Source organism: Shewanella sp. FeAMO (assembly GCF_053653955.1).
In genome coordinates, this window is the sequence record NZ_CM132201.1 from 2108060 (window position 1) to 2133338 (window position 25279).

The 25279-nt window shown below is 53.2% G+C and carries 24 protein-coding genes; 13 read left to right on the forward strand and 11 right to left on the reverse strand.

Features of this window, described 5'->3' with window-relative positions:
- Position 1: 1 nt before the first annotated feature.
- From ACWAU4_RS09465 to ACWAU4_RS09480, 4 genes are all read left to right on the forward strand, one after another.
- Complete coding sequence (locus ACWAU4_RS09465) at positions 2-427, forward strand: DUF6559 family protein (RefSeq protein WP_301561398.1); 426 nt, start codon at positions 2-4, stop codon at positions 425-427.
- A 134-nt stretch (positions 428-561) separates the two neighbouring features.
- Positions 562-903, forward strand: a complete 342-nt coding sequence (locus ACWAU4_RS09470; protein ID WP_044734307.1) for a hypothetical protein — start codon at positions 562-564, stop codon at positions 901-903.
- A gap of 92 nt (positions 904-995) precedes the next feature.
- On the forward strand, positions 996-1403 hold the full coding sequence (locus tag ACWAU4_RS09475; RefSeq protein ID WP_025889080.1) for a PaaI family thioesterase: 408 nt from the start codon (positions 996-998) through the stop codon (positions 1401-1403).
- Positions 1404-1517: 114 nt separating this feature from the next.
- Positions 1518-2348 (forward strand): tetratricopeptide repeat-containing protein, encoded by an 831-nt coding sequence (locus ACWAU4_RS09480; protein ID WP_208125819.1) that lies wholly within the window; start codon positions 1518-1520, stop codon positions 2346-2348.
- Positions 2349-2415: 67 nt separating this feature from the next.
- On the opposite strand, the gene ACWAU4_RS09485 is transcribed toward ACWAU4_RS09480, so the two are convergent.
- From ACWAU4_RS09485 to ACWAU4_RS09510, 6 genes are all read right to left on the reverse strand, one after another.
- A complete protein-coding gene (locus ACWAU4_RS09485; protein WP_107111196.1) occupies positions 2416-4467 on the reverse strand; it encodes a TonB-dependent receptor in 2052 nt (683 codons plus the stop codon).
- A 360-nt stretch (positions 4468-4827) separates the two neighbouring features.
- The gene (locus ACWAU4_RS09490; protein WP_052657997.1) at positions 4828-5241 is read right to left on the reverse strand and encodes a DUF7079 family protein; all 414 of its coding nucleotides are present in this window, start codon (positions 5239-5241) and stop codon (positions 4828-4830) included.
- Between the two features lie 426 nt (positions 5242-5667).
- Entirely contained in the window at positions 5668-5988 is a 321-nt protein-coding gene (locus ACWAU4_RS09495) for a YdbL family probable chaperone protein (protein ID WP_039033385.1), read from the reverse strand.
- Between the two features lie 30 nt (positions 5989-6018).
- Positions 6019-6210 (reverse strand): YnbE family lipoprotein, encoded by a 192-nt coding sequence (locus ACWAU4_RS09500; protein WP_232786038.1) that lies wholly within the window; start codon positions 6208-6210, stop codon positions 6019-6021.
- A 20-nt stretch (positions 6211-6230) separates the two neighbouring features.
- Positions 6231-9854, reverse strand: a complete 3624-nt coding sequence (locus tag ACWAU4_RS09505) for a YdbH domain-containing protein (protein WP_208125821.1) — start codon at positions 9852-9854, stop codon at positions 6231-6233.
- A 23-nt stretch (positions 9855-9877) separates the two neighbouring features.
- Positions 9878-10726: a D-hexose-6-phosphate mutarotase gene (locus tag ACWAU4_RS09510; RefSeq protein WP_144159401.1), complete on the reverse strand. Its 849-nt coding sequence runs from the start codon at positions 10724-10726 to the stop codon at positions 9878-9880.
- Between the two features lie 205 nt (positions 10727-10931).
- On the opposite strand from ACWAU4_RS09510, the gene ACWAU4_RS09515 reads away from it, so the two are divergent.
- From ACWAU4_RS09515 to ACWAU4_RS09525, 3 genes are all read left to right on the forward strand, one after another.
- On the forward strand, positions 10932-12731 hold the full coding sequence (locus ACWAU4_RS09515) for an acyl-CoA dehydrogenase C-terminal domain-containing protein (RefSeq protein WP_208125822.1): 1800 nt from the start codon (positions 10932-10934) through the stop codon (positions 12729-12731).
- Between the two features lie 92 nt (positions 12732-12823).
- Positions 12824-13249, forward strand: coding sequence for an HIT family protein (locus tag ACWAU4_RS09520; RefSeq protein ID WP_208125831.1), 426 nt, complete (start codon positions 12824-12826; stop codon positions 13247-13249).
- A gap of 138 nt (positions 13250-13387) precedes the next feature.
- Positions 13388-13939: an AAA family ATPase gene (locus ACWAU4_RS09525; RefSeq protein ID WP_208125832.1), complete on the forward strand. Its 552-nt coding sequence runs from the start codon at positions 13388-13390 to the stop codon at positions 13937-13939.
- 62 nt (positions 13940-14001) lie between these two features.
- On the opposite strand, the gene ACWAU4_RS09530 is transcribed toward ACWAU4_RS09525, so the two are convergent.
- The 3 genes from ACWAU4_RS09530 to ACWAU4_RS09540 all read right to left on the reverse strand — a co-directional run bounded on the left by ACWAU4_RS09530 (position 14002) and on the right by ACWAU4_RS09540 (position 16924).
- A complete protein-coding gene (locus ACWAU4_RS09530) occupies positions 14002-14325 on the reverse strand; it encodes a hypothetical protein (protein WP_208125834.1) in 324 nt (107 codons plus the stop codon).
- A 107-nt stretch (positions 14326-14432) separates the two neighbouring features.
- Positions 14433-16670, reverse strand: a complete 2238-nt coding sequence (locus ACWAU4_RS09535) for a TonB-dependent receptor (protein WP_454290551.1) — start codon at positions 16668-16670, stop codon at positions 14433-14435.
- A 26-nt stretch (positions 16671-16696) separates the two neighbouring features.
- The gene (locus ACWAU4_RS09540) at positions 16697-16924 is read right to left on the reverse strand and encodes a hypothetical protein (protein ID WP_025889504.1); all 228 of its coding nucleotides are present in this window, start codon (positions 16922-16924) and stop codon (positions 16697-16699) included.
- 325 nt (positions 16925-17249) lie between these two features.
- On the opposite strand from ACWAU4_RS09540, the gene ACWAU4_RS09545 reads away from it, so the two are divergent.
- The 4 genes from ACWAU4_RS09545 to ACWAU4_RS09560 all read left to right on the forward strand — a co-directional run bounded on the left by ACWAU4_RS09545 (position 17250) and on the right by ACWAU4_RS09560 (position 20729).
- A complete protein-coding gene (locus ACWAU4_RS09545; protein ID WP_208125837.1) occupies positions 17250-17582 on the forward strand; it encodes a hypothetical protein in 333 nt (110 codons plus the stop codon).
- Between the two features lie 67 nt (positions 17583-17649).
- Positions 17650-18024 (forward strand): VOC family protein, encoded by a 375-nt coding sequence (locus tag ACWAU4_RS09550; protein ID WP_107004678.1) that lies wholly within the window; start codon positions 17650-17652, stop codon positions 18022-18024.
- Positions 18025-18130: 106 nt separating this feature from the next.
- Entirely contained in the window at positions 18131-18505 is a 375-nt protein-coding gene (locus tag ACWAU4_RS09555; RefSeq protein WP_025010502.1) for a hypothetical protein, read from the forward strand.
- A gap of 187 nt (positions 18506-18692) precedes the next feature.
- On the forward strand, positions 18693-20729 hold the full coding sequence (locus ACWAU4_RS09560; protein ID WP_101059943.1) for a DNA topoisomerase III: 2037 nt from the start codon (positions 18693-18695) through the stop codon (positions 20727-20729).
- Between the two features lie 10 nt (positions 20730-20739).
- Here the strand turns inward: ACWAU4_RS09560 and ACWAU4_RS09565 are convergent, their stop codons facing one another.
- Positions 20740-20931 carry a DUF4250 domain-containing protein gene (locus ACWAU4_RS09565; RefSeq protein WP_025889513.1) on the reverse strand — a complete coding sequence of 64 codons (192 nt, stop codon included), beginning with the start codon at positions 20929-20931 and terminating at the stop codon, positions 20740-20742.
- Between the two features lie 523 nt (positions 20932-21454).
- Between ACWAU4_RS09565 and ACWAU4_RS09570 the strand changes: the two genes are divergently transcribed.
- Together ACWAU4_RS09570 and ACWAU4_RS09575 are read left to right on the forward strand one after the other, a co-directional pair.
- Entirely contained in the window at positions 21455-22627 is a 1173-nt protein-coding gene (locus ACWAU4_RS09570) for a porin (RefSeq protein ID WP_025010504.1), read from the forward strand.
- A gap of 153 nt (positions 22628-22780) precedes the next feature.
- Positions 22781-23533, forward strand: a complete 753-nt coding sequence (locus tag ACWAU4_RS09575) for a nucleoside-specific channel-forming Tsx family protein (RefSeq protein WP_141250882.1) — start codon at positions 22781-22783, stop codon at positions 23531-23533.
- Between the two features lie 171 nt (positions 23534-23704).
- Here the strand turns inward: ACWAU4_RS09575 and ACWAU4_RS09580 are convergent, their stop codons facing one another.
- Positions 23705-25228, reverse strand: a complete 1524-nt coding sequence (locus ACWAU4_RS09580) for a sigma-54-dependent Fis family transcriptional regulator (protein WP_208125841.1) — start codon at positions 25226-25228, stop codon at positions 23705-23707.
- Positions 25229-25279: the final 51 nt, after the last annotated feature.

Below are 25279 nucleotides of genomic sequence, written 5' to 3' on the forward strand. Positions count from 1 at the left end.
TATGTTTGCCCATCTGTTTCGAAAACGAAAGATAAGGCAATATGCCCGTAAGCTATCCAGGGATTTGCTAAAGCATTATGGCAAGAAGAGATATTACTCTAGAAATCAGCTGGAAAGGGCCTTAATCAGACAAAAGCTCAGGCGTCCGGCCAGAGCCGGTGACAGCAATGGCAGGATTTCGACCAACGAATATTATGCCTATGCCATGTACTGCTCACCGGCCGAGTTTTCCCGCATTTCGGTGCAAACTTCCATCGCCCAAGGTTCCAGTGAGCCGGACTATGGGCAACTGAGAAGGGAAGCTGCGGAGGTTATCTTTGGCCGGCCACAGGATTTTTCTATCACGAGCCTGCATGATGCCAGCACAGACCATAGTGCAGCGGAAACCGCCGCTGCGGAACCGGGATGTGATTCTGGCAGTGATTAAGCTGAAAGTGAGCGAGCTGGTCGTGGGCGCTTGGCCTTTGCTTCTGCGATGACCGCTCCTGGCTGACAGGAGAGCTCCGGTCAGCGCTGTAAATCGGGCAAAAGGGTTAGAAGCTTATACTCAGGGAGAGGACAATGCCGGAACTATTGATCCAGCTTGTGCTGGGTTTTGCACTGCTGACGGGCGTTTTGGGCTGGTTTGCCTTGATGTTTGCCTCGCTTCCCGGCGCCGAGCTGCGTCGCAGTTTGTCTATGCGTCTGGTGCGAGGGTTGTTTTACAGCTATCCCCTTTGGGTGTTGGTGCCGGTATATCAGCTTAAATACACCTTGGTGGCAAGTTCTGTGGATTTGCTTTGGGGGATAGTCCCAATGCTGCCTTTGTTGTTGGTCTGGTCGATATTCACCCTTCAGGGGCGGGAGCTTAAACGTCGGCAACAATCAAAAGTGGTATCAAAGCCCACGACCAAACAGGAGTAGAAGGGCAGCTAAACCAGAGGCTGCCAATGTCCAAGTAATACCCATGCCCATTGATACCCGCAACGACTGGCCTAACAATCAAGGAGGTTTAGATGGTGACTATCGCCGAGCTGCAAGCTTTTATTAACTATGAGCTGCCACATAGCGGCATTGTGATTGAACATCTGGGAGATAAGTCGGCCAGAGTGCGTAAGCCGATAACTCAGGCGCACCTGCGCCCCGGTGGTACTGTCTCAGGGCCGACCATGATGGAGCTGGCGGATATTGCCATCTATGTCGCCTTGCTGGGGGAAATAGGCATAGTGCCGCTGGCGGTAACCACTAACCTGAATATCAACTTCCTGCGTAAACCCAGTGCCGAGTGTGACATTGTCGCCGATTGTAGGCTGCTGAAACTGGGTAAATCACTGGCGATTGCCGAGGTGTCTGTGTTTTCGGTCGGACACAGCGACCTGGTGGCCCATGCCGTGGGCACTTATTCCATTCCGCCGGCGAGCTAGCCTCTAACCCCATTCAAAAACAGTTGTTTTCCTCCGCGCTGATAGAGATGTCGCATCATGCATATTCCTCCTGAAATCAATTTATTGTCACCTTTTACTGCGGACGAACAGCCCATGGGACCCTATCCTTCATTGGGCTTTCTGCCTCTGTTCGATGCCGAGCTCGGCAACGGTGATTACTTTGGGCTCTATTGGCCCTTGGGCCGGGAGACAGAGGCGCCGATTGTCTGTGACATGTGGCACGATGAGGCCAAGGTGGTACCGGCCTTTTCCGGCGCCGGTAAATTTGTTGCCTGGCTCGAAGCCAACGACTGGGAGCGCGGCGATGAAGAGCCGCAAGACGCAGACTTTGCACCAATGTTGGTTCAGAGCGCCAAGGCGTTTTTTCGCGGAGCAGAGGAGGGGCCAGCCAAGCAGGACGATATTGAGGCAGGCATTGTTTTACTGCAGCAGGCCTGCGAGCAATTACCGGAAGTGGGTGACTATTGGTTTGCACTGGCATCGCAGTTAAGGCGTTTGGGGCGAAATGAACTGGCGGCTCATGCTGCTCTACGGGCGTTTCACAGTAATTGGGCCTTCGGCATCCCCTCCGATGGCGTAATGCGAATGCTCAGCCAGGTGCAGTTGCAAACTTATCTTGAAGATGATCCCTTCATCCGCCGGCTTGATGGCTTTAAGCCGGGATTCGGCGGTGAAAAGCATAACGACAACTATCCCATCATGCTGGCGGCATCCAGGGAGTATCTAGAGGCTGGCCAAGTGCTGCCTGGATTGATGCTGTATCAAAACTATGCCTATTCCATGTACTTTGAGACTCAGGCCTTTCAAGAACGCTATGGGTTTGAGCTGACCCGTTGGCAAAGCGAGTTTTCCGCTTTGTGTTTAACGCACTTAGGGGATGATCGCCGCGTGAGACTCAGTCATGAAACGGCTTTGAAGCCGTAACCCTTGGTCAAAGGGGCTTCAATAAAATTAAAAAGGCTCCCTTGGGAGCCTTTTGGCTTATCTAAGGTTAAAACTGGTAGGTGACAGAGACCCCAAAGTTACGGGGATCGACTATCGCCGCATAGCCATCCGGGTAGTTACGGGCTGCCGGAGAGCGGCTCAACACGGCTTTCTCATCAAAGGCGTTGTTGACGAAGGCGTTGAAGATCCAGTTGTCTGTCTCATAATTGAGCGACATACGTGCCAGCACATAGTCACCGGCAACTCGTTCCTCTGTGTTCTCAAAGTCACCATAGTACTCACCGACATAGTTGGCGGAGACACTGAAGGTAAGCTGATCTGTCAGCCAATACTGGGCACCGAGATTGGCGGTCATTGAGGGGGCCGAATCCAGTTCATTGCCCTTGGCAGAGGCATAACCTTCTCCAGGCTCCTTGATTTCCGAACTCAACAGCCCAAGGCCGCCGTGCAGGCGCAGATCCCGGGTCACCATGGCTGAGGCTTCAAACTCGGCACCATAGGTAATCACCTTGTCCATGTTGATAACCCGTCTGGCAGAACCTGTGGCCTGATATCCGTCGTAGTCGTTGTAGAACAGGTTGGCGCTCAGGTTGATATTACCGCCATCCAGGCTGGTTCTCAGCCCAAGTTCATAGGCGTTAACGTACTCTTCATCGTAGAAGTAGAACTCATTCTCCGGAAAGCCTATCGCCGCACCGGCGGCGTTGTAACCACGGCGACCGCTTAAGGAGACTATGGTCTCGGCATTGATATCATATTGCAGCACCAGCTTGGGCAACTTGATGGTCTTGCTGTTGTCCAGGGTATCTTCTATGGGCGTTTGCGGCTGCTTCATCCAGAAGTTACGCAGCTGCGATTCCCGTTCGACCCGGCCTCCGGCGGTGATCCTGAAGTCATCGGTGAAGTTATAAGTAAATTCGCCGAAAACCGCTTTGGAGTCACTATTGTCGTCGCCGCGATAAACCGAACCGCCGATACTGTTGAAGTCTTGATCGCGCTTGAAATAGTAGAGGCCGATAAAGCCGCTGTAGAGTTCGCTGTTAAGGCCAAAATGCAGCTTGGTTTCAGCCGTGGTGTTGGACTCCTCCATACTCACCACTTGCTCGGTAGCAGGATCCTTGTCATAGGTATCCATCACCCAGTTGTAGTTCATTCTGGCCAGCAAGAAGTCGACCGAGAAATTGTCACTGATCCTGTAGTCCAGCTTGATGCTGCCGGTATCGGATTCAGTGTCCATGTTTCTGGGGTTGATGGGCTGATACTTCCAGGGATCGTCACCACTGAAGTATTGCCGTCCCGTGTTGCCGCGCTCATGGTTTTTGGCATAGCTGAGCATGGCCTTGAGGCCGTCAATGGCTGCGGGCTCCCACAGAAGTTTGGCTCTTATTCTGTCTGTGTTGAGCTTATTCAGATCAAAGCCCGGCGGGTTAGCTTCATGGATAACCGGGTTGGCGTAAGTTTCGCCATCGGTATGCTGCGCCGACAGGCGAAAGGCCAGCTCATCTTCAATCAAAGGGCCGGAGATAGCGGCGGCCGAGTCTATATATTGGCTCTCACTGCGATAACCCACCCGAGCGGCACCCTGCCAGTCAAAAGTCGGATCCTTGGTCTTGATAAACATGGCGCCGCCTATGCTGTTGCGGCCATTGCTGGTGGATTGGGGACCACGAAACACTTCAATCTGCTCTATGTCCCACATGCCGGTATCGCCGGTCAAATCCGCCATAAAAGGTTCTGCCACACCATCGGTTATGGTCGATACCCGGGTCTTGGCGCCGCCGGAAACCCCACTAAAGCCGGTGGCGGCTCCGTTACCGGAAACCCCGCGGATATTGGGCATCTGCCCGGACAGCACTACCAGGTTGGGTATTTCAGAGATGGCGTCATGCACCGACAGGTATTGCAGCGTCTTAAGCTGCTCCTCCGTGATGACAGATACAGATGAACTCACGTCTTTCAATGATTTCTCTGTCTTTTCCCCCAAAACGACAATTTTTTCGATTGATTGATTTCCGCGCTCGACAGCATCGTCGGCAAAGGCCGGTGATGCCAGCATAGCGAGCAGCAGGGCGTTGAGCTTAAACTTGTAGCTAGGCATGAGTATCTGTCCTGATTAACAAATGAAGCGATTGAGAAAATAAGCTTTAAGTGGGGGGCAAATTTATATTTTTACAAATATGAGTGCAAGTGATAATTGTTATCATTTAATAAATTGTGATCGAATGCAGGGAAATCTTTTGTAAAAGGGACAAATTGGATACTCGAAATAAGTCTGTGATGAAACTGCAGTTTTTAGGGCTGGCATCTGAGTGCGCTTAAGGTAAGTTGCTCGGGCACGTTCGATGGCTTGGATCAAAGGGGGCGCTCTATATCTCAGTCAGACTGGAATCAATATGACTTTGGCCGTTGGAAGCCGCTGCCGCCCAATGCTCAGCGGCTAAAGACTTTAAAGGGCTAGTTAGCGTTGGTTATTGCGCCGGCTTTGGATCTGCAGCGACAAGAGTTGCCAATGAGGCGTCAGGTAACGGGCGAACATTCTTTGTGCCAGGCGCTGCTTCAATCTTTGCCAAAGACCGGGAGGAGTAGTGAACTGCAACATAATACTCTCCTTGAGCCACTGCTCATCGAAACCGGCCCATTCGCCACAGACATCGAATAGATTGGGGCCGCACACAGGGGCAACTTCGCGGTAGAGAATATGCTCCAGTTCCGGCAGGGAATAGGGTGAAAGTGCACATACTCGGGTGATGCCGGGGTAGTGCAGGGCGACATCTGTATCAAGAAACAAGTCCGACAGTGCGCTCCATACCGCCTGGCGGGTGTGGAGCGTTTCTGCGTCTTCAAGCATGATCTGTGCGGGGGATTCAGCCATAGGGTCCTTCCTTTGGGGCTGCAGTCTGTGCCGTGAGGTTAACCAAAGCGGCAATCGACATCAAGTGTTGGCTGCCAACCCAGACGCTAGGTATCAATCGAGACGCAAGGGACTAACGTAGGCTCAGTTAACGCAAGAATAGCCAGTGGCATCTTGACTCCTGTGGATAGTGGCAAGCGACGAAAGAGTGTGCTGTAGTCATAGTTCAGAAATAATTCAGCAAATGCGATTTTACGACCCGTCTGTGCTGCCACGCTCATGAAAACTTGTTATGGGGCTATGCCATGCGGGAATTGCGGGGTGGGGGCACCTTTGAAGCGACACAAGCGGGCTGCGCTTATGTCAGGGCCGGGGAATATTTTGATAAGGGTTAACGCGATAAAAAAGGACCAGCATTGAGCCAGTCCTTATTAAAGGGTTAACGGGTTATTTACGCACCCACTTGCCGGAAGCATCCTGCACTATATGACCTTTGTCGGCGGCAGCAATCGCCTTGGCGCCGGCGAGTTTGGCAACATCATCCACGGAAATCCCGTTTTGACGGGCGATTTTTTCATAATGTGCCCGGCGTTTGGCATTGACATCCTTAACCAGTGCCGTCACCTCGGCGCTGGATTTGACCACGCCCAAATAGCCGTTTTGCTGTTCACCCACCAACCCTTGGCTCTTGGCGTCCTGCAAACCTATGGCAAAGACGCAGAAACTCATCAACAGGGCGGCAGTCAGGGTCATCAACTTGGTTTTCATCTGTGTTTTCCTTTCGCGAATTCTGGCACCTTAGAAGAGTTCATCATTGGTCAGCAGCTGATCCAACTCTTTATCGACCTTAATGCGAATTTCATGTTCGATTTTCACATTCAAGTTGATAACGATTGGTTTATCCGGTGGCTCAATCTTGACCGTTGGGGTACAACCCGACGCCAGCAGCAAGGCTGCAGCCAGCGGCAGCAGAAATTTAGTCTGTTTCACATTCATGTCCTTTTGTGTCCTCACTGCATGGAAGCTTCAATTTGGGTTTGAAGCTTGTCACCTATGGTCAGACTCCTGAGGAGCTGCAGCATGTTCTCCTCATGAGAGTAGTTCAAGTGGATAGGGCGTTCAATCCCCTCGGCCTTACCTTTTACTTCAACCTTGAGCCAGGCCTCACCATCCGGTGCCATATCGTAAGTGCTGGCCAGGGTAGAATATTGCAAGTGTTCGAGGGTGGAAAAGGCAAAGTCCAGATAGGGTTGGCCGGCACGCATTTGAGCTACAGCCGGATTATTGCCGACCTTGATAAGTCCGCCTGGGGCTCGGGCCGCCAGGCGGCCGCCTTTGACCGACACCTGGCCGTCGGTAATAAATACCGGCAAGACACCATCGAAAATACCGTCGGCGTAGATGCCTTCCTGAGGCTGGATGGCCAACAGTTCTTCCAGGCTCAGGCCCTGCAACACCAAATAGGCATTGGATGGCGCGTTGAGCCGCAAGCGGAAGCTGGGCAGCAGCATTTGTCCCTTGAGTAACTCGCCTTGGCCGCGCACCTGAATATCGGCATCCCGAAACCCGGGCAACAGCTTGGCTTGAGTGCTTTGGTTGCTGTCGAGTTCAGGGGTCAGGCTGAGCTGGCCTTCCAGTCCCAGATTGGTCAACAGCACTCCGGGGTTGAAGGCCTGTACCGAAGCCTTGAGCTGCTGACAGTTGAGTTCGGCCTCTGCCGGCGCCTTGGCTTCCTTGTCAAGGGTCAAACGGCACAAGGCCGACAGGTTGGCGCCTTCAAATGGTAACTGACTGATACTGCCGGAGAGATCCGACAGCAGCGGGTTGAAATCCAGTTGCAATTGCAACGCTCGCCCAAGCCCTTCGAGCTTGAGGTCGGCAATCATGTGGGTCTCGCCCCTGAGTACCAACTCAGGAGGCAAGGGCAGGTTCTTGGCCGCCAGCGCCTTGATATCAGCGAGATCCGTATCCAGGGTCCAGCAACTGTTCAAGCGGTAGCCAAGCGGATCTTTGGCCCGCTTGGGCCAGATGGGCATAAAGTCGTGGCGGCTGTGAAGCGGGATATTATCCAGTTGCCAGTTTTCTTCACTGATAAGACGGTTATCCTGCCAGTCAATGGTCTGGCTGAAGCTGCCATAGCCCAGATTGAGCAGGGTTTCGGTGCGAGGTCCGAGCTTGGTATGCCGGGTTTGGCTTAAGTTGAGCCCATCGAAGGCCAGATTCAGACGACTGGCAAAACGCTCATCCAAGAGTTGACTCAAGAGTGGCAAGTGCCGTTTTTGATTTAGGTTGGCATCCAGGGTTCGACTGAGCCCGGGGCTCAGGAGTGAGGTTTGGGCAATCGACAGTGCCAGCGGCCCGCTTTTAGCCTGCAATTCACCCAACTGGCTGCTGACCGCGGGCAAAGACAGCTTAAGTTTGCCTTGGTTGAAGCTGCCACTGAGCGGGTCCAGCAGTGACAACTTAAAGCCCGAGAGTTGGATACTTTTATCCTCTATACCGGCTTGAATGGCACCAGTGCTGAACCCGGGATTGGCCGCGAGGCTGAAGTTCAGTTGTTGCCCTTCGCTTGTCGGCTCCAGTGCCAGCTTACCGCTAAGCGCCATTGATGCGCCCTTATTGAGTGATGCGCCCTCATTGAGTTGCAATTCAGCAGCAGCCGACTGCCAGCGAAAACCGCTCGGCAGGGAGGCTTCAAGGCGCCAGTCTGTGCTTGCTTGTTCCAGTGGCAACTGATTTAGGCTGAGTTGCAGCCCTTGAATGGCCTGTTGCAGCGCCAGTTCGAGTCGCTGCTCGGCCGACAAGGGCTTTGAGTTTGAGGAGTTTGGTGAGCTTGAGCCTGATGAGCCAGAGCTTGATAAACCAGAGCCCGGTGAATTTAACCCTTGAGGTTTGGCGCTTTGCGGCAAAGAAACAGAAGTGTCTTGCTGTGCTCCTGTGGCCTTTGGCAGTTGCAATTGCAGGTTTTCAAGGGTCAGCAGCAAACTCGGCCGCTCGCCACTACTGAGCGCTGCCGGGCTCAGTTTCGCAGCACTTGGCTGATTAATTGGCGTACCGAACGACGCTTGCTGCTTCTCTGTCATCAGGGCGGGCAGTAACGGCCGCACTGTCAGACTCGGCAGCGATACCCGCATGGATGTCTCATTGCCCGTTGCCGCATTGTTCTTTGTATCAGTGACCTTGGTGGGTTTGAATTCGGCGTCGAGGCCCTGATCAAGCGCCAGCTCAATTGCGGCGATAAGGGGTTTTACTTGTTTTTTTTCAGCTGGCTCTTGCGCCAAGACTTGCTGCAGCTGCGCCAATTGCGATTCGAGTTCCGCGGCCTGGGTTGCTGATGTTTGTGCGGATGTGGATGTTGCTGCGAGCAAGGCAAGCAGCGCTTGGCGCTGAGCCGGAGTGGTTGAAAGCGTAAGTCTCAGCGGCGCCAGCTCAAAAATCTGCTCGCTGGTGGAGCCCGAAAAGCGAAAGCGCAACCCCGCGCCATCACTATCCTTAACCTCAGCCTCAGCCTTGGCACTGAAACTGGCAGCAGCGTTGGAACTTGGGCACAGAGGGCTATCGGTCAATGAATTGTGTGCCTTAGCTTCCAGAGGCTGCGGCGTTATCTTAAGCGCCACTTGCTCGAGTCCTGGCATGGCAATAGTCGGCGTTGACCAGCAATGGCGCGAGTCTATGTTGCCTTGGGTTAAATCCAGAGTCAGTTGCGAGAAGAGATCTCCGCCAAGGCTCGGCATTAGCTCGGCATTCACTATTTCATCAAGCTTAAAGGCGCTGATGAGGGGCGCTGCGGCCGGGTCCTGCTCAACACTTGCCAGCGCCTGTTGCAGCGCTTTGAGATGCAGTTGACTGGTCAATCGCCAGGCGGGGGCACCGTTGGCGAGTTTGGCTTTCAAGTCGGCGGTTAATGCCAGCAGGGGCGTCTCTTGTCTTGTTTGAGTTCCTGAGTGAGTCTCTTGTTGCACTCCTTGTAACCGGGTGGCCAGCTCAGTAACCAGTTGCCCGGAAGGGCTGAGCTGCAACTTTTGCAGCATCAGAGTAAAGCTTGGGGTATTACCTGCCTTATTCAAGGTCAGCGACGTATTGGGCGTATCGGATACGCCCGCCTCGGGTTGCAGGCTTATTCGGGTCGGCCCCAGGGCTATTTCGGGCACAGAGTTCAAGTCCAGCGCCAGGCTCTGACCGCCATCATCACCGCCGGGCAAGAGTAGCTCAGGCGTCAAACTAAAACCGGCGTCTTGATAGCTGACTTTTTGAAGTTGCGCCATCAACCAGTCGGTGGAGCCAGGGGGCGGCGTCGATGCTTCGCCTGCCAGCAATTGCCAAATCCGTTTTGCGCTGACAGGCGATTTGAGCTGAAGCCTGAGTTGATGAAACTCAAGCTCGCTGCCCTGGTAATCAAGCTTGAGATAATCGAAGCTCAGTCTGTCCCAGCCTTCAGGCGCCAGGCGCAACTCGTCGATACGAATATCTTGCGCAGCCAGATATTGATTAATATGCGGCAGCAGCCACTGCGGCCTTTCATACAGGGACCAAGCCAGCCCCATCAGCAGGGCACCCGGAAGCAGCACCAGCAGAAGCAACAGGCCAACAGCCCATACCGTCAGGCGTTTCTTGCTTGGGAGTCGATACCTCATTGGTGTTTCCCGGCCTTGGCCGCTCACTCCTGCCAGCGGATTTCTGTGGTCAGAGTGTGACTCTGTTTGGGGCCGAGCACCAGTTTATCTTCCAGCACATTGGCGGCTTCCAGGCAGACCATGGACAGGTAATCCTGCTCTTGGAAACGGGCCAGCCGCTTGGACTTGTCTATCCAGGGATTCCAAAGTACTGCCGAGTGGCTCTGCTCACGGCTGACAAGAATCGTGCCGTTGGGGGTATGCAGCTTTTGCAGCTCGGACAAGCCGGTGTAAACCCGGTCGGTCTCGCGCTCAAAGCGCACTTCGTCCTCGACTTGTGCATATGGGCCTTCACCAAACTCGATATATTGGCTGCCGGCAAAGCCTGTGGCGCGCAGCTGGTGGATATCGCCGATGGGGAAATAAGTGTGCAGCGCCTGGGTCAGCGTCACGCTTTGCTCTCCGAGGTTGCGGTTAATCAGGCTGACCCTGAGGCTGTCGCTGAGGACAAAGTCCAGCCGCACCTCGGTATCGTGGGGCCAGTAACCTTTGTCCTCGTCGCTGAGTTTAAGGGTAAAGCTCAGCTCTACCCGTTCATTGCTGATATGAGTTCGCTCAAGTTGCCACAGCCGGGTACGGGCAAAGCCATGCTGGGGCCAGCTCTCATTGGCATGCATGCCAAACCAGGGCCAGCAGACGGGAATACCGCCGCGAATACCACTGCCCGGCAGATAGTCATCGGCAGGAGAAACCCACAGCAGCGGCGCCTTGCCCTTGGGCACAAAGCTGTCTATCTGGGCACCCTGTAAAAAAATACGGCCGTAGCAGAGTGGAGTATCGATTTCGATATAGTCCAGACCATTGGGGTGTTTGCGGGTGTTGACGCTGGCCATGCAGGATTCCTTTAGCGGGCGAACAGGATAATGCCCCTAGCTTACAAAGTTTTACAGCCCGAGATAAGGGGCTGTTCAAGCGAATTTACGCAGAGCGCTGTTCTTGTATTCAAAAAAAGTGATATAAAACTGGTCAGAGGTGCTGAGTTTTTACTCAGAATTGGCTAAGGTGAGACATCAATCACAGGGAAAAGGAAATAAGCATATGGCAAGTTATCAGCCGCCGATGCGGGATTACCGCTTTATTCTTGAACAGTTACTGGATATTTATCAGCAGCCAAAGCTGCAGGGGTTCGATGAAATAGACCCTGAGTTGGTCAATGCCATTCTCGAAGGTATGGCCGATTTCAGCACTGGGGTGATGCTGCCGCTTAATAGTGTCGGCGATCTGCAGGGCTGTCGACTGGAAGCCGACGGGGTGAAAACCGCCGAGGGCTTTATCGATGCCTATCGCCAGTATGTGGACAACGGCTGGCCAACGCTGACCTGTGATCCTGAGTTCGGTGGTCAGGGCTTGCCGGAAGTTGTGGGTATTTTTGCCACCGAAATGCAGACCTCCTCCAACATGGCCTTTGCCATGTATCCCGGGCTGACCCACGGTGCTTACAGTGCCATTTTTGCCCATGGCTCCGAGGCGCTCAAGGCCAAATATCTACCCAAACTGGTGAGCGGCGAGTGGACCGGCACCATGAATCTGACCGAATCCCATGCCGGTACCGATCTGGCGCTGCTGCGCACCAAGGCCGAGCCCAGCATTGACGGCTGCTATCTTGTCAGCGGTGAGAAAATCTTTATCTCCAGTGGCGATCACGATCTGGCCGAAAACATAGTGCACCTGGTCTTGGCCAGGTTGCCGGATGCACCGGCCGGGGTGAAGGGGATCAGTTTGTTCGCCGTGCCCAAATACTGGGTCAAGGAAGATGGCAGCCTGGGCGAGGCCAACAATGTCAAGGCCAGCGGCCTCGAGCATAAGATGGGCATTCACGGCAATTCCACTTGTGTGATGCTGTTCGATGGCGCCAAAGGCGAGCTGGTGGGCGAACCCCATCAAGGCCTCAGAGCCATGTTCACCATGATGAATCAGGCGCGCATGGGCGTTGGGGTTCAGGGGCTGGGCGTCTCTGAAATCGCTTACCAGAACGCGCTGGCCTACGCCAGAGAGCGGGTTCAGGGAAGGGCACTGTCCGGCACCAAGGCGCCGGAGCAAAATGCCGATCCTATTCTGGTGCACGGTGATGTGCGGCGGATGCTGTTGTCGCAAAAAGTCTTCAATGAGGGCGCCCGCGCCCTTATCGGCCAGCAGGCGCTGTGGCTCGATGAAGCCGAGCGGCATCAGGATGCCGAGCAAAAGGCCAGAGCCAAGGCGTTGGCGGCGTTGTTTACCCCTGTGGTCAAGGGCTTTATCACAGATAGAGGCTTCAGCGCCTGTGTCGATGCCCAGCAGGTGTTTGGCGGCCATGGTTATATCCATGAGTGGGGGATGGAGCAGTTTGTCCGTGATGCCCGTATCGCGATGATTTATGAAGGTACCAATGGCGTGCAGGCCCTGGACCTGGTGGGACGCAAGCTGATGGGGGACAAGGGCGCGGCGCTGAAACTCTGGGCCGCAGAGGTGGAGGCCTTTATCGAAGGTGCCAAACCCAAGGCCGCTCAAGATCCCCGGTTTGCCAAAGTGCTCGAAGGTTTGGGCCAGGCGGCAATGGATCTGCAGCGTGGTACTCAGAGCCTGATGGAGTTGGCGATGAAGAATCCCGACAACCTGGGTGCGGCCTCAATGCCTTATATGCAGCTGTTTGGCACAGCTGCGCTGGCGTGGATCTGGGCGCGGATGGCCGAGCTGGCGCTCGATGGGCTGGCAGATGATGCCGACGGTTTCTATGCCGGCAAACTGGCCTCGGCGGGTTTCTTTATGGACTACTATGTCAGCAGCGCCAGTGGCTATCGGCGTCAAATCGCCGCGGCCAGTGAATCCATCATGGCCTTCGACGACAGTTACTTCGGCTAAGCTTCAATACCAAAGGGTCGGTGCAACCGGCCCTTTTTTGTGGTACACCAATAGCTTCCAAGCCAATCGGTTCGTCAGTATGGAGTGACAAGATGGATCTGAATTACGACAACAACAATATTTTCGCCCGCATTCTTCGCGGCGAGTTGCCCTGTATCAAGCTCTATGAAGACGAGCATACTCTGTCTTTCATGGATATCATGCCGCAAACCAAGGGCCACTTATTGGTGTTGCCCAAAGAGCCGGCCGTGACCCTGTATCAGTTGTCTGATGAAGCGGCGGCGGCCTGCATGCGTACCGTCAAACTGATGGGCAAGGCAGTGGAAAAGGCCATGGGGATCCCGGGCTCCACTGTGTTCCAACACAACGGCAGCGCCGCCGGTCAGACTGTGCCCCATGTACATTTCCATGTGTTGCCCGGCCCGCTCAAAGGCCTGATGGAGCACGCGGCCCATCAGGGGGACAAGGATGAGCTGCACACCATAGCCGATAGAATTCGCGCCTGTATCGAATCTTGAGTTGTTTTCCCCCGCCAGACAGCCGCCACAGGGCGGTTGTTTGCTATTCGTGCCATCTGAAGCGGGATTGGCTTTAGCGGCACAAAATCTCAATCAGCTTAAAGTCAGTTTGCCGTTGATAAGCAAAGAGAGGTTTGATTGCATAATCGCATTGTATTTACCGGTGGGCCGGGTTCAGGCAAGACGTCTGTCATCGACTTTTTGCAAAGCCTGGGTTACCCGAGTGCGCCGGAAGTCGGCCGTAAGGTGATAAAGGCTCAACTGGCGCAAGCTGGAAGGGCGCTGCCCTGGGATGACAAGAGCGCTTTTCGTGATGCCATGGTTGATGAAGAGCTGGCGCGTTATCAAGCTTTCAGCGGCGATGACGGCATTATTTTCTTTGACCGCAGTATGCTGGATTCCTACGGTTATAGCCTGCTTGAGAACTTAACTATTCCCGAGAGTTTGCTGAGTCATTGCCGTGAGCTTGTTTATCACCCAAGGGTATTCATCTTTCCGCCCTGGCAAGCCATTTACGCCAATGATATGGAACGTAAGCAGGACTTCAGTGAAGCGGTGGCGACTTATCATGCGATGCAAAAAGCCTATGAGGCTTTCGGTTATGAGTTAATTGAAGTGCCCAAATGGTCGGTTGCGAAGAGAGCCGGTTTCATTTTGGCCAAGGTAGGCGAGGCACTGCAAACGCCCTAAGCCGTCGCTGTGAGTTTTCTCAGCCATTCAACCAGAGGTTCCGGTTTAATCCCCGGGCCGACCTACCAAACGCTCAGTTTGAATATTGCCAATATCACAGCAGAGGTCAGCAGTCCAAGACCGCCCAAAACACAAACCACTTTTTCCGGGTAGCGTGGACCCAGTTCGGGAAAGAGGATAGCGCCCAGGCTGAAGCTTGGGATCATCTCGTACAGTAACCCCATTCTCTGGTTGCTTGCCGGTGCAAATGGCGGCAGGTAGAAGTAACAGAGCAGATAAATAGCCAAGGTGACAATCGCGAGCCATTCATAGCCCTGAAAGGGCTCATCGGCCTTGAGCAAACGACGCAGCAGGACAATCATAATCGCCGCGATTAAAAGTAGCATGACACTTCCCTGTAAATAAAATGGCCGCCACAAACTACGGGATCCGGGATGAGCTGACAAGCGCAAAAGAGAAAAAGCGCCGCAGGGGCGACGCTTTTTGAGGTTATTTACCAGCTCAGGTGGTAATTGATGGCAAAAGTGCGGCCACGGCCGTGATAGTCAAACATCTTCTCCGGGCCGTAAGTCGGGCTGTAGAAGTAAGCGGCTCGCTGGCCCCAAAGGGTGCTGTAGTCCTTGTCAAGCAGGTTTTCTATGCCATAGCTCAGGGTGCCGACCGGCAGTTTGATGGAGCCGAGCAGCTCCAAAGTGGTATAGCTGTCCAGCTCACTTCTCTGGCCATCATTTGCCTTGAAGCGATAGTCAGAGTCGGCGCTGAAGCTATGCTCGGCCTGCAATCTTAACTGTTGGCTGTCACCGCGCCAGGCGATAAAGGCCGTGGCCTTGGAAGGTGAAGCATAGGTGACTGTCTCATCAATCCAGTCGGCGCCATTTTTGATTTCACTGCGAACCAGATGCAGGTTGCTGCCCACCTGCCATGCGCTGCTGATATCGAAGTTCAGTTGGGCTTCCAGGCCATAGGTGCGTTTATCCTTGTCCTTGACTTCTATGGTCAGATCGCTGCGATTGACCTCAATCACCTTATCCGAGATGGCGTAATACAGACTGGCCTGGGCCTGCCAACGGTCGGCCAGATAGCGCCAGCCCAGCTCAAAGGAGTCGGTCTTGATGCCATCGAGGCGGGAATCATTGATATTAATGCTGTTGGTCAGCTGCAGATAACCATCGGCATTGGCCTGATAGCTGCCGCGACCATAGTATTTGGACAGATCCGGCAGCTCAAAGCCCTGTGAGTAGGCAAGCCACAGTTGCTGATCCTGGCTCAGTTTAGCCACCAATCCCAGGTTAACCAGGCCGACATGGTAGTCTGTGCTGCCGCCCTTGATAGCATCGGCGCCCGGCGCCTTACCCTGGGCAATCGCCACCTGTTGGTTATAGCCGATAAAGTCATCGACGTTGTTGTCCATCTGCTGATAACGATAACCTGCGTTGAGCACCAGATAGTCGTTGATATCCCAGCTGCCCTGCAGGAAGGCTGCGATGGACTCGACACTGAAGTCGACATATCGGCCTGTGGTAAACAGCTCCTTCATGGTCAAACCGCCACTCTGGTTGGCGGCGTCGAGATCAAAACTCATCTGATCCGAGTCGAAGCTCTCCTTGTCCCAGTCGATGCCCCAGGTGAGTTTGAGGCTGTCGCTGGGCTTGGATTCCAACACGGCTTTCAGGCCATAAATGCCGGTGTTTTGTGACGAGGCCGAGAAGTTGTAAACCCCGAGGGTTTCACTGACGTAAGGGAAGGGGTGAAAGTCGAGATCTTCCTTGCGATAAAAGCCTTGCAGGTACAAGGTTTGGCCGAGAAAATCAGCCTGGGTATAGCTGAGGTTAAGTAAGGTACGATCGGTTTTGGGACTGCGATCGGCATTCAATCCCTTGCGGCTTTCGAGCAGGGAAGCATCTGAGGTGACACCGCTGAAGTTTTCCCCCATATAGAGGCCGTGGTCGCCATCGGACTCATTGTTGTAAAACTGCACCATGGCACTGAGGGTGGCATTGTTTGGTAGGCTCCAGTCCAGATTGGCCATCAGATCATAACCTTGGGTGTACTGCATGCCGGTTTGGGTGATATCCGGCATCACCTGATTGCCGCTGCCGTCGAACCATTGGCCATTTTCCTGCCAGGCGGCACTGAAACGTCCCTTGAGGGTATCGCTGCCGCCGGCCACGGCAAAGGCGGCGCGGTAATCCAAGTCATCACTGCCGTTAAAACCCGATTTGAAACCTGCTTCGGCTTCAAAGGTATCCTGGCTGTCGGCGGCTTTTTTGGTCACTATATTGATAGCGCCGCCCAAAGCACCACCGCCATAGAGGGCTGAGGCGCCGGCCAACACTTCAATGCGGGCGATGTTAAAGGGATCTATGCTGTCCAACTGACGGCTGATCCCTCTGGAGGTGTTCATGGATACGCCGTCTATCAGCACCACCATGGCGCGGCCGCGCATGTTCTGACCAAAGTTGGTTCGGCCCTGGCTGGATACGTCCATGGAGGGAACCAGGGCGGCCAGCATCTCTTTCACGCCTTTGCCGCTGTCTATCTGCTCGCGGATGCTGTTTTCATCGATTAACCAAACCGTGCTGGAGAGCTCGCTTATCTGGGTAGGGGTACGGTTGGCGCTGACCACCATGCGCTCCATCTGGGCTTCTTCGGCCATGGCGGCCCCCATCAGCAGCAATTGACTGCTGACAGCAGCGGCGACAAGGCTCATCCGAACCATGGATTTGGGCATAACATTCTCCTAAACAACTCAAGGGGTTAAATGAGGCACCAGACAGGGACCCAGCAGGCAAACACCAGGCTGAGCGTCTTCTTGCCGGGTTGGTATCCCAAGGCTAAAGACAGCACCAAGCCTGGTGCCAAAAGCAGGATCAACAGCCGGGCATCCAGCCCAAAACTGGCCAATACCAGCATGATTGCCAGCAAGACCAATCCCTCACACCAAAGCAGTTGGTTACAGCGCAACAACAGCGGGGACGTTTCCATATTATTTGGCCTCCTGAAAGATGTTGCATTTTAATTGCAAACAAGAATGGTTCGCAATTGAATTTACACTGAGTGATGGAAAAGTGAGCTTATGGAGGTATGAATATTTCCATAATAAAATCATGGGTATGTGAAGATATCTTCGAATAGTACTTTGAAGATGGACCGCAGTTGGGACACTTGGTTTTGACTGTCGAAAAAATAGGGGCTTGCTATTGGCCTGGAAAGTCTCGGCCGGGCTTTCATGGTTGATTTCAGCCGCTGATAGGGCATAGATTACGGCAAGGTAGAAAGGGAAATACTGAGAAAGGTTGTATTCAACACTATGGACAAGTTACTGGAAAATCTGTTTTCAAAGCGCGCTGATGAGCTGGATGCCTTGCTGGATAAAAGTGATGAAGCGGCATTTGATAATGCTTGGGTGCATTTAAATCAGCAAGTAGGCGAGGTTGATGCTCACTTGGATAACAAATTTGATAGCAAAGCGTTGTTTATAAAATTGTCCGAAGCGACCAATTGCCACGAGATATGCTGTTATATCACAGATGACCTGGAGCTGATTGAGAAAGCTCGGACCATGGGCTTGGAGTCAAGGTTTCTGGATTATTTAAAGCAAAGCTATCGGCAAGGTCAGGTGCCATGCGAATGGTTAGGCTAAAAAAACAGACTCGCTCTTTCGTATCGGCGGCGTTGCCGGCTTGAGCAGATTTCAGGAGACTTGCTTGATGAAAGTGAAACGAATCGTAGCCAATGTGGCTGCTGCCGACCTGGACGCAGGCCAAGTATTTTATGAATCGATTTTTGGTCTTGAGCTGGTTATGGACCATGGCTGGATTAAAACCCTTGGCTCAGCTGAAGAGATGAAAATTCAAATCAGTTTGGCAACCGAAGGCGGCTCAGGGACGCCGGTGCCAGATCTCTCTATTGAGGTGGACAATCTTGATTTGGTGCTTCATCGGCTGAGAGCGCAAAACATAAAGATTGAATACGGGCCAATCTCAGAGCCTTGGGGTGTGCGCCGCTTTTATATTAGAGATCCATTTGGGAAATTGCTCAATGTACTTCAACATGATCCGGATATACTCCTAACTTCAAATTGAATAGTGAATGATTTTACTTAAATAACCCATTGATTTCACTATGGCCACCCCAGGAGAATTGCTTTTACCCTGGGGCAGAGCGTCGGGACAATAAGGAATTAAGCAGATGCAGTTACCCATAGAGTATTACTGGTTGAAAGCGCATAAATTTGCAGGACTCATGCCTTGGTGGTTTATCGATGAACCCGGCGGACCCGGGCTGAGAATGGAATACCAAAAAGAAACCGGGGAGGACTTCTATCCCATCGCCAGGCGGCAAGACAATGACAGCGTGGCCGGGTTTAAAGTGATTGACGGCGAAATACAAAAAGAGCTGGTCTCTGTCCATTTAACCTGGACAGGAAAGCGCGAACAGCAAGGTTTTCCGGCCAGGGCCGTGTACAAGGATATTTTTTCCTGGTTGTCAGAAGAAGTCCTTCCCGAAACGGCTGACTGGGTAAGTGAAGAATTCCTGGCGGAGCTTGAGGAGGAAAATAGATAGCTGCGCTGTGTTTAGTTGCTTTGTTTAGTTGCCTTGTTCAATCGCCTTGTTCTATCAACTTTGCCCAATCAAGCTTAGTTAATCATGCCATTACCCACAGAGGGTTTGCAGCCGACAGATGACTTGGCTAGAATTACTGTAATTTTATCCAGTAATACTGTTCAGTGACAGCCAAAGGACGCAGTGGATGATCCTCTATATCGCCGAAAAGCCCAGCCTTGGGCGCGCCATCGCCGAGGTGCTCCCCAAACCCCATCGCAAACATGAGGGCTATATCGAGCTTGGCAACGGAGATTGTGTTTCCTGGTGTATAGGTCATCTGCTGGAGCAAGCTGAGCCGGATGCTTACGATCCCGCCTACAAGTCCTGGCAGTTGGAACATCTGCCTATTGTCCCGTCCGATTGGCAGATTAAACCCAAAGCCAGCAGTCGCGGCCAACTCAGTGTCTTGCGTAAATTGGTCAAGCAGGCCAGTGAGTTGGTCAATGCCGGCGATCCTGACCGGGAAGGGCAGTTGTTGGTGGATGAAGTGATTGCCCATCTTGGGGTCAAGGGCGATAAGTTGGCAGCGGTTAAACGCTTGTTGATAAGCGACCTCAACCCGCAGGCGGTAAAACGTGCCCTGGGGCAGATGCGCAGCAACCGCGAGTTTGTGCCATTGTCGACTTCGGCACTGGCGCGTAGCCGAGCCGATTGGCTCTACGGCATGAATATGACCCGTGCCTATACCCTGCAGGGGCGCAAGGTGGGCTATCAGGGCGTGCTGTCGGTCGGTCGGGTGCAAACCCCTGTGCTTGGTTTGGTTGTCCGGCGCGACTTGGAAATCGCTGCCTTTGTGCCCAAACCTTTTTATGAAGTACTGGCCCATCTTAGCACCCAAGAGGGGAGCTGTTTCAGCGCCCGCTGGCAGCCCAGTGAGGCCTGTCAACCTTGGATGGATGAGGAGGGGCGGGTGCTCTCCCGCGGTTTGGCGATGAATGTGGTCGGCAGGATCACCGGCCAACCCGGCCGGGTAGATGAGCTGGAGCGTAAGCAAAGACACCAGGCACCGCCTTTGCTCTACAGTCTGTCAGCGCTGCAGATTGATTGCGCCAAACGCTTCGGTATGAGCGCCAAAGAGGTGCTGGATACGGCGCAGTCCCTGTACGAACGGCATAAATTGATAACCTATCCGCGCTCCGATAGCCGTCACCTGCCCAAGGCGCAGTTACAGCTGGCCCCGGCAGTCTTGAATGCCATTACCCAAGGGGCGGCAGAACTGCTGCAAGGCTGTGAAGCGCCCAATCCCGCCCTTAAGTCCAAGGCCTGGAATGATGCCAAGGTGGACGCTCATCACGCGATAGTGCCTACGGAAAAGACGGCTAACCTCGGGGTTTTATCACAGCGTGAGCGTCAGGTGTATTTGCAGATTGCCCGTCAGTATTTGGCGCAGTTTTACCCTAATTATGAGTACCTTGAAACCCGCGCCGTGATCGACATTGTCGGAGGTTGCTTCGTGGCCAAGGCCAAACAGCCATTGAAACAGGGTTGGAAGCAATTGTTTGGCAAACAAAAAGACGACGATGAAGCGGAAGATATTCAAACCAGCTTACCTGAGCTGACTCAGGGGCAGATACTGGATTGCCTTAAGGGTGAATTAGTGGAAAAGATGACCCAGCCCCCCAAGCATTTTACCGATGCCACACTGCTGGCGGCGATGACAGGAATAAGCCGCTATGTGAAAGACCCTGAGATCCGCAAAATCCTCAAGGAAACCGATGGTCTGGGCACAGAAGCGACCCGCGCCGGGATCATTGAACTCTTGTTTAAACGTGGCTTTTTGAAACGTCAGGGCAAGAGTATTTTGGCTACCGAGGCCGGTAGCGGGCTTATTCAAAGCCTGCCTGAAGTGGCCACCACGCCGGATATGACGGCGCTGTGGGAAAGTAGCCTGGATGCGATTTGTCACCGTGAGCTTAAATATCAGGCCTTTATGCAACCCTTGACGGCTAAACTGGGCGAGCTTATTGAGCAGGCCAAGGCACAACTGCCTACGGCCTTGAGTGGCGTGAAAAGTACAGGCTTCAAAGGACGTAAACGTCGCAGTGGCGCTTATGCCGGCAAGGCAGGTGCCCCCAAGGGCACAAGCACCAAGAAGAGCACTGGCGTTAAGACCGGCACCGGCAAGCGCAGCTATCGCTCAGCGACCAAGAGCAAAACCAAAGCCCAGTCCGCAACGTCCTGAGAACTTGGGGTTATTTCAAGCGTCGGTATTGGTTGGACAGGGCATGGTACTCGTATCCCAGTGCACTGAGCTTATGCTCGAGCTGGGCAGGTGACAGGTCAAGTTCGTAATAAAGTGCATCTCTGTCCGGGCAGTGCAGTCTCAGTTTCTCATTGACTATGCCCAGCAGTATTTCGGCGGGCAGATGTTGCAGGCTTTCCATATTCCCTCCAGGTGTCAGCGGTTGACTGTTTCATAATGCAATAGAGTTGGCTTGGGTTGCAAATCTTGCCCGAATATATTTAAAGTTTCATAAAATCAATATCTTAATAAAGCAATTTCATTTTCTATTCTCGGCGGTTTTGCCTTTGTTTTATCCCCCCTTCTTTATCAACTCTTGTTACATCAAGCATTCGTGATGATTCGAACCGAGTCAGCTTTAACTGTATAAAAATCAAACCGTTATTCTTTCCTGTGTGGCAGTAAACTCTGCTCTTGCCGATACGCATGCATCTCTTTTGCTGCATAAACTGCTCGCTTGTTACAACGATATTTAATTCTTCTCACGGCATTTAACGCCCGCCAACCACGATATTTCACGATTTGTCGATCCAGCTCAGGAAACCAGGGGTTGGGATTGGCTTTTTAACAGCTGGCACGCAAACTGCAGCCCTCGAGTAACACATAGAAATATGTCTAATAAATCAGCGTATTAAACGCGTTTTACTTATAAAAGGGTAATGAATATGAACAAGAAGATCCTGGCACTTATGATCCCGGCTATGCTGGCGAGTGGCGCTTCTCAGGCTGTGGAACTGTATAACGATCAGACCAACAGTGTGAACATGATAGGTTGGTTGGGTTTTGCCGCCTTCAATGATGGTCATGAAACCTCTGTTATTGATAACTTCTCTCGCGTAGGTTTCCGTTTTGACCGTCAGGAGCGTAACGGTTGGCGCGCCTTTGCCCACACAGAGTGGGGCATCAACATGGTGACCAGCGATGACGGCCTGATCTACACCCAAGGCCAGGGCGGCGGTCAGATGCGTGCCGAGAAGAACAGTGACTTCTTGTTCAACCGCTTGGGTTATGTGGGTATGGCTCACGATAAGTGGGGTACTCTGACTTTCGGTAAGCAGTGGGGTGCATACTATGATGTGGCTTACACTACCGACGTGCTCAATGCCTTCACTGGTTGGTCTGTAGGTGCCTACACCTTTGGTGACGGTGGCCTGACCGGTGCCGGTCGTGCCGATGCAGCCTTCCAGTATCGCAATACCTTCTTCGGCAAGCTGCATATCGCCCTGCAGTATGCTTCCAAGCAAAATGACGATGTTGCCCTGTTTGACGAAAACGGCGCCGCTCTGAACGATGGCTCTGAGCTGAGCTTTGACTCCAGCTATGGTGCCAGCGTGACTTACTACGTGACCGATAAGTTCAAGGTTCTGGCCGGTTTCAACCGTGGCGACTTTGAAGGCAACCTGGCCGGTGTTGCCGTTGATGATACCAACCAGATCGTCGGTATCGGTGCCCAGTACGGCAGCTTCTACCAGTATGCTCCAGGCCGTGACGCCGATGGTCTGTACGTGGGCTTCAACGCTCACAAGAGCAAGCAAAACGAACTGGTTGGCGGCAGCCTGTACGATTCCACCGGCGGCGAATTCATCCTTGCTTACCAGTATGACAACGGCTTTGTTCCTTCTCTGTTGCTGAGCTATCAGGATCTGGACACAGATGCCAACACCGCCATCCAAGGCGATTGGACCCGCCAGTTTGCGGTTCTGGGTCTGCACTACCGTTACAGCCGTGACACTGTGATGTATGCCGAAGCCAAGATTGACTTCAGCAGCATGGATGACAAGTCCTGGGAAGATCTGCAGGACAACAACTATGCGGTAGGTATCCGTTACTTCTTCTAAGGGGCTCCCTGTATTTCCCTGCACAGGCCACCTTAGGGTGGCCTTTTTTTACTTTATTCACGAGCTTATCCATTGCATTGGACAGGGGAAACTAGATGCCATCACGGACATGAGTCCAGGGTGTGAAGGAGACTCTGATTGAACAAGGAAAAGATGAAACTCAATAGTAAAATAGTCGGGTTAGCCGTTACCTTGCTTGGCGGTTTTGGCACGACTGATGCCGGCGCATCGACTCAAATAGAGGCCGGTTATCTGGGGTTTACGAGTGCCACCCGTGACGATAATCCCGGGGCTTTCAACCAAAGCTTTGCGGCGCTCAGTCATTTTAGTCGTGACGAGCGCAATACTTTTTATCAGATGCTCAAGGTGGAAAACCCCGGTAAATGGGTGGCGGATAAACGGGTCGCCTTCAAGTCATTGACGGTTTGGCATTATCGGCTCAACGAAGAGCGTACCGCCCTGTGGCTGCAAAACTTTCTCGGCACCCATAAGCACCTGACCGAGGACAATTTTTATCTCGGCTTGAAGCAGCATTTTGACTGCGGCGCGCTGCGTTTCAACCTGGGGTTGGCGGGGCATTATACTGTGAGTCAGTCCAATCTGACCGATAAAGATTACTCAGGATTATCCGGCGTGGTGCTCAATGGCAACAGTTACTACGATTTGCCAGTGCTCCCCAAGGGCTGGAAACTGAACCTGGATTATACTGCGGCTTTTGGGCGTGACCACGAGCATGCGGCTGTCTTTGGTTATGACGACGATTATGGTCATCAATTGTTTGCCGCTGTTTCCGGCCCATTGGCGCAAGACTTGAGTCTCAAGCTGCAGCTGACGCACTACAAGAGTTGGGGCACTGCACCCAACGATGGCCTTGAGTACAGCTTCTCGCTGCGCTACGCTTTTTAACGCCACTGGTATATGCGCTTTCAAGTCCGTCGATGCGAAAAGATACAACAGCCAGACCCGGCAGCAAGGTGCAATAAAAAGGCCGAAAGTGATGACTTTCGGCCTTTTATGTTATTTTTCCCCGCCGGAATTAGCTTGCTCCTGCCCAGAGTCGTTTGCTATGTCCTGTTTCTAAACGATCCCCAGTTTTTTCATCTTGCTGCGCAAAGTATTGGGGTTAATATCCAACAGCTCGGCAGCGCCGCCGGGGCCGTAGAGCTTGCCGCCGGTCACTTTAAGGGCGTGCTCTATGTATTTACGGGTCATGGTTTCCAGCGGTACCAGTTGATTGCCCGCATGGCTGGGGTCGACCACTATGGTCTGGCCGCTGGCGGTGGCCACGGCTTCGGTTTGCGGCGCCAGGAAACTGAAGTCCAGTGGTCCGGCCGGGTTTTGAATGATGGCCCGCTCCAGCACATTGATCAGCTCCCTGACATTGCCGGGCCAATTGTACTGACTGAGAATGACCAACTGCTCAGGGCGGATACAGGGCAGTTTGATCAACTGGAATCGGGCGCTCAGCTGTTCAATAAAATGCTGCACCAACAGAGGGATATCTGTGCGCCGCTGGCGTAAAGAGGGGATGTCTATCGGGAATACCGCCAGCCGATACCAGAGATCCTCACGAAAATCCCCCTGATGCACCATGGCTTGCAGGTGCCTGTGGGTTGCCGCTATCACTCTGATGTTCAGGTGTACCTGTTCATGGCCACCGACTCGGGTAATGGTGCTGTTTTGCAGTACCCGCAGCAGTCTCACTTGAGCCGAGAGTGGCAGTTCACCAATCTCATCGAGGAAGATGGTGCCGCCGTTGGCCTGTTCAAAATAACCGGCCTTGCGCGATTCGGCGCCGGTAAAGGCGCCTTTCTCATAGCCGAACAGCTCTGAGTCGATAAGGGTCTCGGGAATGGCGCCGCAGTTGACTTTGACAAAGGGTTTGCCGGCCCTGGCCGAGAGTTCATGAATGGCGTTGGCAATCACCTCTTTTCCGCAACCGGTTTCCCCCAGCATCAGTACTGTGGTGTTGAGATGGGCGATGGATTGCACTTGTTGCATCACCTGTTTCAGCCCCGAGTTGGCACCGACCACACCGTTTTGCACATCCAGCGTGCGTTGGAGGCTAACGTTTTGTTTGGCCAGCGCCTGATTTTCCAGCAGCAGATTACGACCTCTGAGGTTGAGGGCAGTGATCAGGGCAAAGGTGCTCATCTGCGGCGCCAACATATCTGCGTGTCGGGGGCGGAAGGTACCGGCACTCTTGGAGTAAAAACCTACTATGCCCAAATGGGTATCTTCCATCGACATACGTAAAATGATCAGCGAGCGGATCCCGGGGATCACCTTGGGGGCAACCTGGGATGTCACGGGATCATGATCAATGTCGTTAACAATCCTCACCCTCGGCCTATCGGGATCTTCCAGCGTTTTGGCCAGTCCCTCTGGGAGGGAAACCTGGACATCAAGCGTGCTTGCCTGCGTTTCGCTGGCCTGGGCGATAAATTGTATATCATTGAATTCTTTTCGATAAATATTAATGAACAGGCCATCGAGTGGCACTGAGTCACGTACATAGTCGAAGTAGTGTTTAAGCGAGGTTTCCAACTGCAGGCTACTACAGAGCCGCCTGGTACACTCGTAATAAAAGTGTTTTTCCATTGATATTTCAAATAAACCGCGAAGTTTCGTGATTGTAGATCTTTATATTTC